Origin of the sequence: Gordonia sihwensis, from assembly GCF_029632925.1 — a bacterium.
In the GTDB taxonomy this organism is placed as follows: Bacteria; Actinomycetota; Actinomycetes; order Mycobacteriales; family Mycobacteriaceae; genus Gordonia; species Gordonia sihwensis.
Genome location: NZ_CP121248.1, coordinates 2,804,067 through 2,818,685, shown reverse-complemented (window position 1 = coordinate 2,818,685; position 14,619 = coordinate 2,804,067). Strand labels below are relative to the sequence as shown.

Annotated in this window: 11 protein-coding genes; 10 read left to right on the top strand and 1 reads right to left on the bottom strand. The window is 70.1% G+C overall.

Features of this window, described 5'->3' with window-relative positions:
- Positions 1-21: 21 nt before the first annotated feature.
- Positions 22-894, bottom strand: coding sequence for a class I SAM-dependent methyltransferase (locus P5P27_RS13560; protein ID WP_006895899.1), 873 nt, complete (start codon positions 892-894; stop codon positions 22-24).
- A 99-nt stretch (positions 895-993) separates the two neighbouring features.
- On the opposite strand from P5P27_RS13560, the gene P5P27_RS13555 reads away from it, so the two are divergent.
- The 10 genes from P5P27_RS13555 (at position 994) to P5P27_RS13510 (ending at position 14,588) form a co-directional block, all read left to right on the top strand.
- Positions 994-1,779 carry an electron transfer flavoprotein subunit beta/FixA family protein gene (locus P5P27_RS13555; RefSeq protein ID WP_278124429.1) on the top strand — a complete coding sequence of 262 codons (786 nt, stop codon included), beginning with the start codon at positions 994-996 and terminating at the stop codon, positions 1,777-1,779.
- A gap of 51 nt (positions 1,780-1,830) precedes the next feature.
- Complete coding sequence (locus tag P5P27_RS13550) at positions 1,831-2,784, top strand: electron transfer flavoprotein subunit alpha/FixB family protein (RefSeq protein ID WP_006895905.1); 954 nt, start codon at positions 1,831-1,833, stop codon at positions 2,782-2,784.
- 167 nt (positions 2,785-2,951) lie between these two features.
- On the top strand, positions 2,952-3,782 hold the full coding sequence (locus P5P27_RS13545) for a GNAT family N-acetyltransferase (RefSeq protein ID WP_278124426.1): 831 nt from the start codon (positions 2,952-2,954) through the stop codon (positions 3,780-3,782).
- A gap of 23 nt (positions 3,783-3,805) precedes the next feature.
- On the top strand, positions 3,806-4,654 hold the full coding sequence (locus tag P5P27_RS13540) for a lysophospholipid acyltransferase family protein (RefSeq protein WP_278124424.1): 849 nt from the start codon (positions 3,806-3,808) through the stop codon (positions 4,652-4,654).
- A gap of 127 nt (positions 4,655-4,781) precedes the next feature.
- On the top strand, positions 4,782-6,230 hold the full coding sequence (locus P5P27_RS13535) for an MFS transporter (protein ID WP_278124423.1): 1,449 nt from the start codon (positions 4,782-4,784) through the stop codon (positions 6,228-6,230).
- A gap of 74 nt (positions 6,231-6,304) precedes the next feature.
- On the top strand, positions 6,305-9,772 hold the full coding sequence (locus tag P5P27_RS13530) for an ATP-binding protein (protein ID WP_278124420.1): 3,468 nt from the start codon (positions 6,305-6,307) through the stop codon (positions 9,770-9,772).
- Between the two features lie 56 nt (positions 9,773-9,828).
- Positions 9,829-11,199, top strand: coding sequence for an FAD-binding oxidoreductase (locus P5P27_RS13525; protein WP_278124418.1), 1,371 nt, complete (start codon positions 9,829-9,831; stop codon positions 11,197-11,199).
- Positions 11,200-11,239: 40 nt separating this feature from the next.
- Complete coding sequence (locus P5P27_RS13520; RefSeq protein ID WP_278124416.1) at positions 11,240-12,463, top strand: cysteine desulfurase family protein; 1,224 nt, start codon at positions 11,240-11,242, stop codon at positions 12,461-12,463.
- Positions 12,463-13,554 (top strand): tRNA 2-thiouridine(34) synthase MnmA, encoded by a 1,092-nt coding sequence (gene mnmA / locus P5P27_RS13515; protein WP_278124415.1) that lies wholly within the window; start codon positions 12,463-12,465, stop codon positions 13,552-13,554. The genes P5P27_RS13520 and mnmA overlap by 1 nt, the downstream gene beginning before the upstream one ends.
- A complete protein-coding gene (locus P5P27_RS13510) occupies positions 13,551-14,588 on the top strand; it encodes a uroporphyrinogen decarboxylase/cobalamine-independent methonine synthase family protein (protein ID WP_278124413.1) in 1,038 nt (345 codons plus the stop codon). Before mnmA ends, P5P27_RS13510 begins: the two co-directional genes overlap by 4 nt.
- Positions 14,589-14,619: the final 31 nt, after the last annotated feature.

The window sequence follows — 14,619 nt, the reverse complement described above, 5'->3', positions numbered from 1 at the left end:
ACGGCTCCAGATCGAGGGTCGTCAGCGGCGCACGGCCACGGCGAGCAGGTCGAGACTCGCGTCGATGTCGGCGTCGTCGGCGGAGAGGATGTCGAAATCGGAGGTCGCCACCGCGGCGACGTCCGCGGCCAGGTCGGCGGGCCACTCGTCTCCGGCGAGTGCGCGGTCGATCTGGGCGTCGATGATCGATCCACCCCATTTCTCGTCGAGGTCGCGCAGCGCCGGGCCGTGGTGGACGCCGAGCATCTGCCGGACGTCGAAGGCCGCCGGGCCGGCGTCGTCGGGCCCGTTCGGCGCGGCCGCTCCGGTCAGCAGTTCGGTCAGTTCGGCCGCGCTGAGCTCCCGGGTGTGGAACGGGTTCAGCGGAGTGTCGCGGCCGGGGGAGAAGGTGATGCGGTTCGGGGTGCTCATCAGAAGCACCCCGCCCGGGCGGAGAACGCGGTGGCACTCGGCGACGAAGGCACTCTGGTCCCACAGATGTTCGATCACCTGGAAGTTGACGACCACATCCACCGATCCGTCGGCCAGCGGGAGGTCGATCAGATTGCCCCGGTGGACGACCAGTTCGGGGTACCGGCGGCGTGTGTGATCGACGGCCTGCTCGTCGTAGTCGACGCATGTCACCGACTTCGCGCGCGCGGCGATCATCGACGCGCCGTAGCCCTCACCCGATCCGGCTTCGAGGACGTCGCGGCCCGCGCAGTGGTCGAGGATGTACTCGTAGGCCACCTCGTGCCTGCGGAACCAGTAGTTCTCCGCGGCGATTCCGGGTACGGTGCGTTCACCGGTGAGCGCGAGCTGATCGGACTGCGGTGTCGCCTGGTAATCGGTCACCGCCACGACCTTAGTACCCGTGCGGGTGGGCGCCTGCATGCGGGAAGTGATCGGTGCCATGTTCTCGTCGCCGAGTACCAGCCGCTAAAGTGATGAGTGAACCATGGCCTTACCGGCCGGTAAGTTGCCGAACCCGATGCAGGAGGTCGACGTAGACCCATGACGAATATTGTCGTTCTGATCAAGCAGGTTCCCGACACGTGGTCCGAGCGCAAGCTCGCCGATGGCGATTTCACGCTCGACCGGGAAGCCGCCGACGCAGTGCTCGACGAGATCAACGAGCGCGCTGTGGAAGAGGCGCTGCAGATCAAGGAAGCCAACGGCGGCGAGGTGACGCTGCTGTGCGCCGGTCCCGAGCGCGCCACCGACGCCATCCGCAAGGCTCTGTCGATGGGTGCGGACAAGGCCATCCACATCAAGGACGACCTGATGCACGGCAGCGACGCGGTCCAGACCGCCTACGTTCTGGCGTCGGCGCTGGGCACCATCGAGGGCGTCGAGATGGTCATCGCGGGCAACGAGGCCACCGACGGTCGCAGCGGCGCTGTGCCGGCGATGATCGCCGAGTACCTCGAGCTGCCGCACCTGACCCACCTGCGCAAGCTGGAGATCGACGGCGAGACCCTGCGCGGTGAGCGGGAGACCGACGAAGGCATCTTCAACGTCGAGGCCGCCCTGCCGGCGATCGTCTCGGTCAACGAGAAGATCAACGAGCCGCGCTTCCCGTCCTTCAAGGGCATCATGGCCGCCAAGAAGAAGGAAGTGAATGTCGTGACCCTCGCGGAGATCGGCGTCGAGGCCGACACCGTCGGTCTGGCCAACGCGGGCAGCACCGTCACCGGCGTCACCCCGAAGGCCGAGAAGACGGCCGGCGAGCGCGTCACGGACGAGGGCGACGGTGGCGTCAAGGTCGCCGAGTTCCTGGTCGCGTCGAAGATCATCTGATCGCGCCCACCACTTCATCTGGCGAACCCATAGACATTCAGGAGAACAATCATGGCTGAAGTACTCGTGCTCGTTGAGCAGGACGCCGAAGGTGGGCTGAAGAAGGTCACCAGCGAGCTCATCACCGCGGCGCGCGCCCTCGGCACCCCGTCCGCTGTCGTCGTCGGCAAGCCGGGCTCGGCTGCCGGCGTCACCGCGGGTCTCACCGAGGCCGGCGCCGAGAAGATCTACGTCGCCGAGTCGGACGACGTCGCGAACTACCTCATCACCCCCAAGGTCGACGTGCTGTCGCAGCTGGCCGAGGCGAACGGCGCCGCAGGCGTCCTCGTCGCCGCCACCGCGGACGGCAAGGAGATCGCCGGCCGTCTGGCCGTGCGTCTGGGCTCGGGTCTGCTGACCGACGTCATCGAGGTCAAGGAGGGCGGCGCAGGCGTGCACTCGATCTTCGGTGGCGCGTTCACCGTCGACGCGCAGGCCGGCGGCGATACCCCGGTCATCTCGGTGCGGCCCGGCGCCGTCGAGGCCGCGCCGGCCGCCGGTGCGGGCGAGGTCGTCGAGGTCGAGGTTCCGGCTCAGGAAGGCGGTGTGAAGATCACCGGCTTCGCGCCGAACGTCGGCGGCGACCGCCCCGAGCTCACCGAGGCGTCGATCGTCGTCTCCGGTGGCCGCGGTGTCGGTTCGGCCGAGAGCTTCTCGGTGGTCGAGGCACTGGCCGACTCGCTCGGTGCCGCTGTCGGCGCATCGCGTGCCGCCGTCGACTCGGGCTACTACCCGGGCCAGTTCCAGGTGGGTCAGACCGGCAAGACCGTGTCGCCGCAGCTGTACATCGCCCTCGGCATCTCGGGCGCGATCCAGCACCGTGCCGGCATGCAGACCTCGAAGACCATCGTGGCCGTCAACAAGGACGAAGAGGCCCCGATCTTCGAGATCAGCGACTTCGGCATCGTCGGCGACCTGTTCAACGTCGCCCCGCAGCTGACCGAGGAGATCAACAAGCGCAAGTGATGCGCTGATCTTCGCGTAAGCGTCGAGATCGCCCCGCCGCACCCCGTGCGGCGGGGCGATCTCGACGCTTACGCGTGAGCCGAGCACGACAGGAGTTCACCCGCAGTGTCCGGACACGTCACGTCGCATTGCCGGGGACGTTCAACGACGCGCCTTGACTGCGAGGCATGACAGTAACGGACGTCTCCACCGGATTCCCGTCTCCGATCCTCGCGCGACCGGTCCTCGCCGGGGGCGACTACCAGGTCCTGATCTCCGAGAACCCCTACGACATCGACGACGCGCAACGACTCCGATACGAGGTATTCAACGGCGAGCCCGGCTACTCCGACGCCATCGGCGACGCCGATTCGGGCCGCGACGCCGACGCTTTCGACGAGTTCTGCGACCACATGCTGGTCCGTCACATGCCGACCGGGGCACTCGTCGGCTGCGCCCGGGTGCTGCCGCCGCCCAGGGCGATCGCAGCCGGCGGCTGGTACTCGGCCGGTGAATTCGATCTCGGAGAGCTCTCGGAGATCCGCGGCGAGACGGTCGAGATGGGCCGCGCGGTGGTCGACCCGGGTCACCGCAGCGGTTCGGTGACGGCGATGCTGTGGGCCGCCGTCCTGAACTACCTCGAGGAGGGCGGTTACCGGTATCTGATGGGTTGCGTATCGGTGCCCCTGGAATCGGCGATCGGCCGCGGTCGGGAACTGCGCGGGATCCGCGACCTCGCCCGCGACAGGCACCGGGCGCCCTGGCAGGTGTACCCGTACCGGCACGTGGAGGTCGACGGAGCCAGGCTCGACGATCTGGAGCCTCCCGCCGTCAACCGGCTGCCCGCACTGTTGCGCGGCTATGTCCGCCTCGGTGCCCGCGTGTGCGGGGAGCCGGCGTTCGACGAGGTGTTCGACGTCGGTGACTTCCTCACCGTCCTGGATCGCCACAACGGCGACCAGCGGTACACCGACCGTCTCCGGGGTGCGATGACCCGGCTCGGCGCCGACGGGAAGTAGGCGCAGTGGAGTCCAGTCCGTGGATGCCCGTCAGTCCGTGCGGTGTGCACTGCGTGCACACGCACACGCCCCCGGTGTCCCGGCTGCGAGCGAGCGTGCGGCTCACGTCGTTCGCTGTCGTCGGCGTGACGATCCTGCTCTTCGGACTGCTGACCGTGGCGTGCCCGCGCGGGCTGCGCCACCGGTACTGGCGCGCCGGCGCCCGAGTGACGCTGCGCTCGATGGGGGTGCTGCTCGAGATCGACGATCGCCGTCCGTCACATGCGCCCCGGTTGCGCGGCGCGCTGATCGTCGCGAACCACATCTCTTATCTGGACATCGTCGCGATCGCATGTGTGGCGCCCGCGCGTTTCGTCGCCAAGAGCGAGGTGCTGGCGATGCCGGGCTTCGGCCCGATCGCCCGCCTGTTCGGAGTACTGGCGCATCGGCGCGGCGATCTGCGCCGGCTGCGCCCGATGCTCGATCGGGTGGGCGGCATCCTCGACCGCGGTCGCACGGTCGCGGTGTTCCCCGAGGGGACGACGTGGTGCGGGACCGCGTCCGGTAGATTCCGTCCGGCGTTCTTCCAGGCCGCCGTCGATGCCGGGGTCCCGATCCTGCCGGTCCGACTCTCGTACACCGATCGCGGTTCACGGACCACCATGCCGGGATTCCTGGGCGAAGACACCGTCGCAAGCACGCTGTCACGTATCGTGCGATCGCGCCATCTCACCGTCACGATCACGATCTTCGACCTGCAGATGCCTGCAGGGGATCGACGCGGTCTGGCGGCCGCGGCCCAGCGACTGATTCTCCCGGCGGAGCCGGTCTCGGCGATGCGGGAACTGGATGTGGATCTGTCCGGTCAGCCGCCGGTGCCGACCGCGGTCTGACGCCGAAGGGGTCGGCAGCCGCATCGCCGGACGCACTGTGGCCACGGGGCCATGGGCGCGGCAAGGCGCTTCCAAGGAGCGCCCCGGAACCTGTTCTCGTCAATCTCAACGAACGAGGTCAGGACTAATGGAACACATTGATCGAGTTTCCCGGCGCGGCCGGGACCTCTCCCAGACGATGACGACCGCGGTGGTCTGCGCCGCCACCGCGATGCTGATGCTCGACATCGCCGTGGTGAACACCGCCCTTCCCGCGATGGCGCGCGAGTTCGATGCCGGCATGGCCTCGCTCAAGTGGGTGGTCGACGGCTATACGCTCGCACTCGCGACCATCGTGCTCAGCGCCGGTGCATGGTCGGACCGCTACGGGCGACGACGGGTGTTCATCCTCGGCACCGTGGGATTCACCGGGGCGTCGATCCTCTGTGCGGCCGCTGTCGGCATGCCGATGCTGATCGTCGCCAGGGTGGTGCAGGGGCTGGCCGCCGCGCTGTTGTTCGCCTCGTCGCTCGCTCTGCTCGCCGGCGCGTTTCCCCGGCGGTCCGATCGGGCGCGGCCGCTCGCGGTGTACGGCGCGACCATCGGCGCGTCGTTCGCGGTCGGTCCGCTGCTCGGCGGTCTCCTCACCGAATTGCTCGCCTGGCGATCGATCTTTCTCATCAACGTGCCGGTCGGCCTCGTCATCCTGGCGGGGGTGCGCCACGTCGCGGAGTCGCGCAGCAGCGCGCCCCGACGTGGCGACCGCCGGGGACAACTCGCAGTGGTGATCGGACTGGCCGCGCTCACCTACGGCCTCGTCGAGGCGAACGAGCGGGGCTGGACCGATCGCGCGACGGTGGCCGCGTTCGCCGTCGCGGTAGCGGCTCTCGCAGGATTCATCAGTGTCGAGAGGAGAGTAGACCAGCCGATGCTGCCCCTGGCGATGTTCGCGAATCGCTCATTCGCCGGCGCACAGGTCGCGGTCTTCGCGATCTCGGCGTCGATGTTCGCGGTCTTCGTGTACGTCACTGTCTACTTGCAGGGTGTCCTCGGCATGTCGCCGATCGGCGCCGGGCTCGTGTATCTGCCGGGAACTGTGGTCATGCTGGCCGTCGCCGGTGTCAAGGACCGTTTCCTGACCTCTGTTCCGCCCGGCTGGGCCCTCGCGCTCTCGCTGGTGGCGGTCGCGGTCGGGATGGCGATGATGACGCTCGGCGGTGTGCACAGCAGCGGTCTGGTGATGGTTCCCGGATTCGTCGTCGCGTGCATCGGCGCCGGGGTGTTCAATCCGGTGATGAGCGGTGTCGTGCTCAGTGAGAGCCACGGTGACGATGCCGGACTGGCCGCGGGAATCAACGACGCCTTTCGGCAGTCCGGGATCGCACTGGGTGTCGCTGCGCTGGGAGCCCTGTTCCCCGCGCGGTCCGTCCTGGCGGGCGGATCCCCGGCGGAATTCGTCGACGGTCTGCGGCTGGCACTGTGGGTGAGCTGTGGGACGGCTCTCGTGGGAGCGGCGGCGGCCGCAGTGTGGATCAGACAGGCGCGATCGGATGCGACGCCTGCCGAAGCCGACGACCGTCCGCGCGTCGCATTCTAGAATCGACGGGATGAGCTGGGGCTGTGATGCTTGAGTACCGGGTGCTGGGGCCACTCGTCGTTCGGCGTGACGGCATGCCAGTCGACCCCGGGTCGCCCAAGCAGCGCGCGGTCCTCGCGGCGCTGCTGCTGGCCCGTGGCGCCGTCGTTTCGACCGATCGGCTGGTGCACGCGGTCTGGGGAGACGATCCGCCCGCGGCGGTGGCGACCAGTCTGCAGGCTTACATCTCGAATCTCCGCAGACTGCTGCGTGACGCATCCGGTGCGTCTCCGATCGAGCGGGTCAGTCCCGGCTACCGGTTGGCGGTGGGCCAGGATCGGTTCGATCTGCTGGAGTTCGGGCGACTGGCCGGCGAGGCGCGCGATGCGGTCGACGCGTTTGACTGGGAGACCGCGCTGTCTGCCTCGACAGCCGCTCTGGCGCTCTGGAGGGGGCCGTTGCTGGAGGAGTTCGAGGACCGCGATTGGATCGAAGTGGAGTCGACGGCGCCGACCGAGCTGCGGCGTGCGGCCACCGAGACTCAGATCGCGGCGCTCCTTGCGCACGGCGATGTGGCGACCGCACTCGTCGCCGCGACTGAGTTGTGCCGCCAGGACCCGCTCCGGGAGCGGAGCGTCTGGCTGCGGATGGTCGCACTATATCGCGACGGTCGGGCCGGGAGCGCTCTCGAAGCGTACGCGGCGTATGTCCGCGATCTCGACGTGGAACTCGGCCTCGACCCGAGCGCTGAACTGCGTGAGCTGCAGGGTGCGGTGCTCAGGCACGACCCCGTGCTGGCAGCCTGGCCGCTGGCTCCTCGCTGGACCGGCGCCCGGCCGGTGTCGTCCCCGGAACCGCGAGCCGTCCAGCCCGTCGAGACGCAGGAGCTCGCGGGCGAGGTGGCCCGCGATATCGGGGCGCCGCTCGTCGGGAGGGAGGACGCGGTGCGCGTGCTCCGCGAATTGCGTACGGCGGGCACCGGCACCCGCTGGCTGATCCTGTCCGGACCCGCCGGCATCGGCAAGACTCGTCTGGCCGAGGAGGCGGTCCACCTCGCCGAGGCGGCGGGGGATCGGGCTGTGTGGGTGCGCTGCCCGGACACCGAGGGCGTTCCGGCATGGTGGCCCCTGCGCCAGCTCTGCCGCGCGTTGAACGCGGACACGGATCTGCTGACGGTCTCCGACGGCGCCGACGCCGACGCGGCCCGTTTCGAGGTCTACGACCGCGTGCAAGCCCTCCTCGAACACGAGAGCGCGACGAAACCGCTGACGATCGTCGTGGACGATGTCCAGTGGGCCGATGCGATGTCGCTGGGACTGCTCCGCTACCTTGCGCCGGTACTTCGGGATGCGCCGGTCACCGTCGTCCTGACACTGCGGGAGGAGGAGGCGACCGACGCCGCGCAGTCGCTCCGCGAGGCCGTCGCACGATCCGGCGGCCGACTGCTCGACGTGCCGGAGCTGTCGCGCGAGGCGGTCGGTGAGCTGGTGCGGGCGGTGGCGGACACCGATCTGTCGGCCGCCGAACTCGACCAGCTGGTGGCCCGGACCGGTGGCAATCCGCTGTATGTGACCGAGTATGCCCGGCTGCCGGAGGAACAGCGCCGCGACGTGATCCCGGCGGCGGTCAGATCGGTGCTCGGTCGCCGGCTGGCGACACTCGATCCGACCGTCCGCGAGGTCATCGGCCACGCCGCGGTGATCGGCGAGGAGATCGACATAGCGATGTTGTCGGAACTGACCTCCCGCAGCGTCGACGCGGTCGCCGACTGTCTCGACGAAGCCGCGGACGAGCGGATCGTCGTCCCCTCGCCGAGCAGCGGTGGACTGACCTTCGCCCACGCACTTCTGCGCGACGAGGCCGAGACGATGTTCGCGCCGCTGCGCCGTTGCCGGATCCATCTGCGGGCCGCCGAACTGCTCGCGGCGCGGAGCGGCCCGGAGATGAGCGCCCGCCGGGCAGCGCACCTGCTCGACGCGTTGCCGGTGGCCGAGGTGCCCGACGTGGTCGCCGCCTGCCGGGAGGCGGCGCACGATGCGGCGGTCCGCTGGGACTCGGAGAGCGCAGCGCACTGGCTCAGCCGCGCGCTCCGGACACACGAGACACTGGCGGGTCCGGAAGCGTCGGTCGACGAGCGGGACGCGCTGCTTACGGGCATGCTGCACGCGCAGGTCCGCGCCGGACGGGCTCAGCTCGTCCTGGACACGGTCGAGGCCATGCTGGTGCGGGCGATGCGTGACGGGAGCACTGTCACGGTAGGGCGTCTCGCGGGTGTTCTACTGCGTGCGGGCGGTGGTTGGCCGTGGATCTCGCCGACCGCCGAGACCGGGTCGCTGCACGAGGTCCTCACCGCAGCGGTCGACATCGTCGACGGCGACTCCATAGCCTTGGTTCGAGTGCTGGGAGCGCTCGCGATCGGACACTGCTATCACCGGGACGCCTCGGTGCCTGCCGGGCTTCTGGAGCGAGCCGCCGAGGTGGCCGCTGCGGTCGGCGATCCCGATGTGATGGCCGACGCGATTCTCGCGCGCCTCATCACCTACTCCGGGGTCTCCGGACGCGCGGCCGAGCTGATCTCGCTGGCCGATGACCTGACCGCGCTGCCTCACGCGGATGCCGAACTCGACGAGGTGATCGCGGGTTCGGTCGTGACGATGGCCGCGATGACGCTCGGCGACATCCCGCAGACGAAGGCTCGTCTGCGTGCGGCGATCGCAGGCAGTGAGCGCATGCGACTGCCGGTCCTGCGCGCGCAACTGCGCTGGATGGAGGCCGCGCTGGCGGTCTGGCACGGCGACTTCGCGCTTGCCGAACAGCACTTCCGGACCGCCCTCGCGGTCCATCGGCAGACGGAACTGTATGTTGCGGGCTCCGGGGCGCTCGCGCTGATGGCGACGGCGAATCAGCGGGGCGTGTTCGACGACGTCGTCGATGAGGTGCTCGGCACCGGCGGCGGGGACCGCATGGAATGGGTGCGGACGGTGATGTCCGCGGCGCCCGACAATCGGGTATCGACGCTGCTGGCCGCGGGTGTGGCGACCGTGGCCGTCGAGCACGGCGACGCCGCGCTGGTCCAGTCGATGATCGATCTCTGGCGGGCGGACGACCGCCCGATGATCTGGACGTCGCTCGCGCAGGCCGTGGTGCTGGCGAATCTCGTGGTCGAGGAGCGCTTCGTCGACGACGCGCGGGCGTTCATCGATGTGCTCGCCCCCTACGCGGGGCATATCGCGACGGTCGGTCAGGTCGGTTGCGTCGGCCCCGTCGACCTGGCGCTCGCCGGCCTCTACGATCTGATCGGTGACGATGCGGCCGCGGACGCGGCGCTGGGTCGCGCACGAGCGCTCTCGATCGCCGGGGACAGCCGGCCCGGGCTGCTGCGCTGCCGCCTCTTCGAAGCTCTGCGGGCACCTGACTCGGCCGACCGCGCGAGGGAGATCGCGGCGATCGCCGCGCAGGCCCGTGCGCTGGGCCTCCAGGCAGTAGCCGACGTCGCGCACGCCGCCGAGCGGCGGACGAGTGTGCCAAGGGCAGTCCAAGAAGGATGCAAGCGCACTGAGTGACAGTCGGTTCGGGACAGGTGCGGATCTCCGCGCCGCCGTGAACCGGGAGACATGCCATGACCTCACACGCCATCGATCGCGCCGACATCGCCGACCTACGAACGCGGGTACGCGGAGCGGTGCACCGGCCGTCGGACGACGGGTACGAGACGATCGGATTCAACGTCGCCGTGTCACGCCGCCCCTGGGCGGTCGTCGACGCTGCCGACGCCGCGGACATCGCCGCGGTGATGACGTTCGCGGGAGACAACGGGATGACTGTCGCCGTCCACTCGACCGGGCATGGCGCGATTCCCATCGACGGGCGGTCGCTGCTTGTACGCACCGGCGGTCTCGACACCCTGGAGATCGATCCCGCAGGGCGTACCGCGCGCGTCGGCGCCGGGGTGCGGTGGCAGCGGGTCCTTGACGAGTCCGCACCGCACGGTCTGGCCCCGCTGTGCGGGTCGGCACCGTCTGTCGGCGTGATCGGATTCCTGACGGGCGGCGGCATCGGTCCGCTGGTGCGAACTGTCGGATCCTCCAGCGACCACGTCCGTTCGTTCGAGGTCGTGACCGGTGCCGGACGGGTGGTCCGGGCGTCGCCCGATGAGAACGCCGAGTTGTTCTGGGGGCTGCGGGGCGGCAAAGCGACTCTCGGTCTGGTCACCGAGGCGGTGATCGATCTGCTGCCGATCCCGGAACTGTACGCCGGTGCGATGTACTTCGACGGCGCCGACGCACCCGCGGTTCTGCGTGAATGGCGGACATGGAGTGCCTCGCTGCCGGTCGAGGCGAACACTTCCGTGGCACTGCTGCGACTGCCAGAGCTGCCGACGGTGCCGCCGATGCTCGCCGGCCGCATGACGGTCGCCGTCCGCTACGCCGCGTTGACTTCGCGCGATGAGGCGCAGCGGCTGTTCGCGCCCATACGTGCGGTCGCGCCCCCGCTGCTCGATGCGGTCGGCACGATGCCCTACGCGGCGATCGGCGCGATCCACGCCGATCCCGCAGACCCGATGCCGGTCGCTGAGGACGGCTGCCTGCTGCGAGAACTCCCCGAAGACGCGGTCGACGCGATCCTGGCCTCCGTCGGACCGGACGTCGAATCGCCTCTCCTCATGGTGGAACTGCGACTGCTCGGCGGCCGGTTCGCGCGGACGCCGCAGGTCGACAGCGCACTCTGTCACCGATCGGCGCCCCTGCATCTGTACACGGTCGGGATTCTGGCGCCGCCGACCGCGGAACAGGTTCCGGTCGCGGTCGCGGGACTGGTGGAGACCATGTCGGCGTACTCCGACGGATACCGGCTGCCGAACTTCACGGCGACCTCCGACGCCGGCGTGACGGCGCGTTGTTATGACGAGCAGACACGCGCCTGGCTGCGTGCGCTCGCCGGCCAACACGATCCGCGCGGCGTGCTCCGAGTCGGACAACTGGCCCGGTGATTTCCGGGCAGTGCGACGTGCGACTATCGTGGAGCGCGTCATGTCGCTGCCCTACCCTCCCGTCTACCTCGACAACGCCGCGTCCACCGCGCTGGTACCCGAAGCCGCCGCGGCGATGGCGGCCGCGTGGGCACACCCGGGGAACGCCTCCTCACTGCACGGCTCCGGCCGGGCGGCCCGACGGACGCTGGAGGAATCGCGCGAGTCGATCGCCCGCGACCTGGGAGCCCGTCCGTCCGAGGTGATCTTCACCGGCGGCGGCACCGAATCCGACAATCTCGCGGTGAAGGGGATCTTCGAGGCGCGCCGCCGTGAAGACCCTCGGCGCCGCAAGATCGTCATCTCGGCGATCGAACACCACGCGGTTCTCGATCCGGCGCAGTGGCTCGCCGACGAGGCCGGCGCCGAACTCGTCGTGCTGCCGGTCGACGGTCACGGGTTCGTCAGTCCCGACTCGGTGCGTGCGGCGCTCGAGGAGCACGGGGGCGAGGTGGCGCTGATCTCGGTGATGTGGGCCAACAACGAGGTCGGGACGGTGCAGCCGATCGCCGAGATCGCCCGGCTCGGCGCCGAGGCCGGGGTTCCGGTCCACTCGGACGCCGTAGCCGCCGTCGGCCACCTGCCGGTCGACTTCGCGGCGAGCGGGTTGTCGGCGATGACTGTCGCGGCACACAAGTTCGGCGGGCCGCAGGGGACCGGAGTGCTGGTGATCGGCCGTGACGTGGCCTGCGTGCCGCTGCTCCACGGCGGCGGTCACGAGCGTGACCTCCGGTCGGGGACCCCGGATGTCGCGTCGGCCGCGGGAATGGCGGCGGCCCTGCGGACGGCGGTCGCCGGATGCGACACCGATTCCCGGCGCGTCGCGGCCTTGCGCGACCGGCTCGCGGGAGTGCTGGGCGCCGTCGACGGTGTGCAGATCAACGGTGCGCTGCCCATCGAGCCCGACCTCGCGCTGCCGGGCGTGCTGCACGTGTCCATCGACGGGTGCGAGGGTGATTCGCTGCTCATGCTCCTCGACGCGAAGGGCGTGGAGTGCTCCACCGGATCGGCCTGCACCGCGGGTGTCGCGGCGGCCAGCCACGTGCTGCTGGCGATGGGTTTCGACACTGCGACCGCCCGCGGATCGCTCCGGTTCTCGCTGGGAACCGGCAATACGGAGGACGACGTCGACCTGGTCGGCGAGGTGATCGGCGAGGTGGTCGATCGTGCCCGGGCCGCCGGACTGCTGTCGGCGGTCGGAGCGCGGGCTGGAGGTGAGAGCTGATGCGGGTACTCGCAGCGATGAGCGGAGGGGTCGACTCGGCGGTCGCCGCTGCGCGTGCGGTGGACGCCGGTCATGAGGTGGTCGGAGTCCATCTGGCGTTGTCGACGGCGCCCGGTGCCCTGCGCACTGGTTCGCGCGGCTGCTGTTCGCGCGAGGACGCCGACGACGCCCGGCGCGCGGCCGACCTGCTCGGCATCCCGTTCTACGTGTGGGACTTCGCCGACCGTTTCAAAGAAGATGTGATCGACGAGTTCGTCGCCTCGTACGCGGCCGGTGAGACGCCGAATCCCTGCCTGTCGTGCAACGAGAAGATCAAGTTCGCGGCCTTGGCCGAACGCGCGGTCGCGCTGGGCTTCGACGCGCTCGCCACCGGGCACTACGCACGGTTGGCCGACGGCGAACTGCGCCGTGCCGTCGACGCCGACAAGGATCAGTCGTATGTGCTGGCCGTCCTGGACCACGAGCAGCTCTCGCGTGCCATGTTCCCGGTCGGTGACACCCCGAAGCCGCAGATCCGGGAGGAGGCCGAACGCCGCGGGCTCGCGGTCGCCAATAAGCCCGACTCCCACGACATCTGCTTCATTCCGAGTGGCGACACGCGAGCCTTCCTCGGCGCGCGGATCGGCGTGCGGCCCGGGGCCGTTGTCGACTCGGCGACGGGCGAGAGGCTGGCCGAGCACGACGGCGTCCACGGATTCACCATCGGTCAGCGCAAGGGCCTCGGGATCGAGGCGCCCGCCGCCGACGGTCGTCCGCGCTACGTGACGGGGATCGATCCGGAGAGCGGGACGGTGACGGTGGGCGCCGCGGCCGATCTCGAGGTCACCGCGATCACCGCGGGTAAGGCGGTGTGGACCTCCGGCCGCACCCCGGACGGCCCGGTGGAGTGCGTGGTACAGGTGCGCGCGCACGGCGGACTCGCGCCCGCAGTCGCGACGCCGGTCGAGGGTCCCGACGGCCCCGGCATCCGGATCGATCTGCGCGAGCCGCTTCGCGGTGTGGCGCGTGGACAGGCGGCCGTGCTCTACGCTCCGGACGAGGTCGAAGGCGACCTGGTGATCGGCTGCGGCCGGATCACCGGCTCGGAGTGACAGCGCAGGCGGCCGGGACGGGGCTGCCGGCCGGAGTCGGCACCGGCGTCGGCTCCATGCCCGGCACCGATCCGTCCGAGGCGGTGCGCATCGCGAGCGGCGAACTCGATCTGGCGTTCCTTCCCGAACTCCCCGCGCGAGGAGTGGGAGCCGACATGATCGGCCGGACCGGCGCGTTGCTCGTCGACCTGCCGCTCGACATGGTGCATCACGCCTACCGGCTCACCGATCACCCCAACACCACCACGCGGCGCGCGCGGGATTGGCTGCGCTGGGACCTCGATGCTCTCGAGGAGCATTGGGAAGCCTCCGGGCTCGTCGGCTCCGGACGAACCGTGAAGGTGCAGGCGTGCGGGCCGCTGACCTTCGCCGCGAACGCCGAGCTGCGCGGAGGCCACAAGATCGTCAAGGACCGCGGTGCGGTTCGTGACATCGCGGCGTCGCTGACCGAGGGACTGCGCGGGCACGTCGCCGAGGTGACGCGACGGCTCGGCGCGAAGGTGCTGGTGCAGCTCGACGAACCCGACGTGGGGCGGGTGATCGATGGCACCGTCACCCCGCTGACCCGCCTCGACCCGATTCGGCCGATCCCGGCGCCCGACGCCGCCGAGTTGATGCAGGGCGTCGTCGACGGCCTCGACGTGCCCGTTCTTCTGCATTCGTGTGGACGCCCGCGGTGGGACCTGACCGATCGACTCGAGCGGGTCGCGCTGTCGATCGATCTGACGAGACTGCGACCCGACGCCGACTACGACCGGCTCGGAGCCTTCGTCGACAGCGACGGAGTGCTCGCTGCGGGGCTGGTTCCGGCCACCGAGCCGGAGACCCCGGTCGACGCCGAGACGCTCGCCGGTCGTCTCACCGAACTGATCGACCGGATCGGCCTGCCGCGTCGGGTCTTGTGCGACAACATCCTGGTCACACCCGTATGCGGCCTCGCGGGGGCCACGGGATCGTGGGCGACGCGGGCCCTGTCGCTGTCGTCGGAGATCGCCGCGGGACTGGCCGCGGATCCGGACTACCGCTCCTCGTAGCGTCGCCGCGGCCCCGGCCGATCGGCGCCCG

Excerpts from the sequence above, each read along its gene's own strand:
- P5P27_RS13560 (WP_006895899.1), bottom strand. The coding sequence starts at position 894 with ATGGCACCGATCACTTCCCGCATGCAGGCGCCCACCCGCACGGGTACT.
- P5P27_RS13555 (WP_278124429.1), top strand. The coding sequence starts at position 994 with ATGACGAATATTGTCGTTCTGATCAAGCAGGTTCCCGACACGTGGTCC.
- P5P27_RS13550 (WP_006895905.1), top strand. The coding sequence starts at position 1,831 with ATGGCTGAAGTACTCGTGCTCGTTGAGCAGGACGCCGAAGGTGGGCTG.
- P5P27_RS13545 (WP_278124426.1), top strand. The coding sequence starts at position 2,952 with ATGACAGTAACGGACGTCTCCACCGGATTCCCGTCTCCGATCCTCGCG.
- P5P27_RS13540 (WP_278124424.1), top strand. The coding sequence starts at position 3,806 with ATGCCCGTCAGTCCGTGCGGTGTGCACTGCGTGCACACGCACACGCCC.
- P5P27_RS13535 (WP_278124423.1), top strand. The coding sequence starts at position 4,782 with ATGGAACACATTGATCGAGTTTCCCGGCGCGGCCGGGACCTCTCCCAG.
- P5P27_RS13530 (WP_278124420.1), top strand. The coding sequence starts at position 6,305 with ATGCCAGTCGACCCCGGGTCGCCCAAGCAGCGCGCGGTCCTCGCGGCG.
- P5P27_RS13525 (WP_278124418.1), top strand. The coding sequence starts at position 9,829 with ATGACCTCACACGCCATCGATCGCGCCGACATCGCCGACCTACGAACG.
- P5P27_RS13520 (WP_278124416.1), top strand. The coding sequence starts at position 11,240 with ATGTCGCTGCCCTACCCTCCCGTCTACCTCGACAACGCCGCGTCCACC.
- mnmA (WP_278124415.1), top strand. The coding sequence starts at position 12,463 with ATGCGGGTACTCGCAGCGATGAGCGGAGGGGTCGACTCGGCGGTCGCC.